We start from the raw sequence: 1,574 nt of genomic DNA on the forward strand, positions 1-1,574 counted from the left end.
GAATTACCATCTTGTCCATCAATTCCGTCAGCCCCATCAGATACAATAACACTGTTTGTACCATCACTAACTGTTATAGTGCCATCACCATTATCAGTTACGGTAACAGAAGTACCATCATCACCTTTGTCTCCTTTTAGTGAATTTAAGAAATCTTGAATAGAGCCTGTATTGCCATCGGCTATCCACGCATCATAAGCAGAATCTCCACCAGCGCCCTTTAAAGATGCAATAAAATCCGCTTCGTCTCCAGTGTTTCCTAAATCTAACCATTCTTGATAAGCAGATTTTCCATCACCACCTTTTGGACCTGTTAAATCTGAAGTTGTGAAACCTGAACCATCAGTAAATGTAATGGTATAGGTTCCATCGCCGTTATCTGCCATAGATGCAATGCCATTTCCGTCAGCCCCAATTAATGAGTCCAAGAAGTCTTGTTCAGTTCCTGTATTGCCAGCAGCGGTCCACACTTCGTAAGCAGAAGCGCCGTCTACACCATCAACGCCATCAATACCGTCAACGCCAGCAATTCCATCATCGCCTTGATCTCCTTTTAAAGAAGCAATAAACGCCGCTTCGTCTCCAGTATTCCCTAAGTCTAACCATACTTGGTAAGCAGAATCGCCATCGTCACCTTTTGGACCATTGGCTAAGTTGATTACAGTTTCAGCATTATTTTCGTCCGTATAGGTCATTGTCCCATCACCATTATCTCTAAGAGATGTTGTAGTTTCAAGGTTTTTGATATCTATAATTGTTGTATTCCCCTCTTCATCTAAAAACGTGAACGTCCCATCGCTATTTTCAGCAACACTTGTTAATGTCTCTAAGTTTTTGACTAGCTGGGTAAAATCCAATTGGGTAACCACACCATCCTCATCTGTATAATCGATGTTGGTATTATCAGGATTGAGTGCAATAGACGTAAGGGTTTCAAGATTACTGATGTCTATGATGGTCTCAACACCTGCCTCATCAGTAAATGTAAACGTACCATCGGCATTGTCCACAATCGTAGTAAGCGTCTCTAAATTCTTTACAATCTGAGTGAAATCCAATTGGCTTACCACACCATCCTCATCTGTATAATCGATGTTGGTATTATCAGGATTGAGTGCAATGGACGTAAGGGTTTCAAGACTACTTACATTTATTATCGTTTCAAGCCCAGCCTCATCGGTAAACGTAAATGTACCATCGGCATTGTCCACAATTGTAGTAAGCGTCTCTAAATTCTTTACAATCTGAGTGAAATCCAATTGGGTTACCACACCATCTTCATCCGTATAATCGATATTGGTATTATCGGGATTGAGTGCAATGGACGTAAGGGTTTCAAGATTACTGATGTCTATGATGGTCTCAACACCTGCCTCATCAGCAAATGTAAACGTACCATCGGCATTGTCCACAATCGTAGTAAGCGTTTCTAAATTCTTTACAATCTGAGTAAAATCCAATTGGGTTACCACACCATCCTCATCCGTATAATCGATATTGGTATTATCGGGATTGAGTGCAATGGACGTAAGGGTTTCAAGATTACTGATGTCTATGATGGTCTCAACACCTGC

1 pseudogene is annotated in these 1,574 nt (G+C 40.9%); it reads right to left on the minus strand.

Annotated elements, in window-relative coordinates:
* A pseudogene (locus H3Z82_RS15915) lies at window positions 1–1,574 on the minus strand (hypothetical protein); the annotation flags it as partial.

This window comes from Gelidibacter maritimus, assembly GCF_014062315.1.
Classification (GTDB): Bacteria; Bacteroidota; Bacteroidia; order Flavobacteriales; family Flavobacteriaceae; genus Gelidibacter; species Gelidibacter maritimus.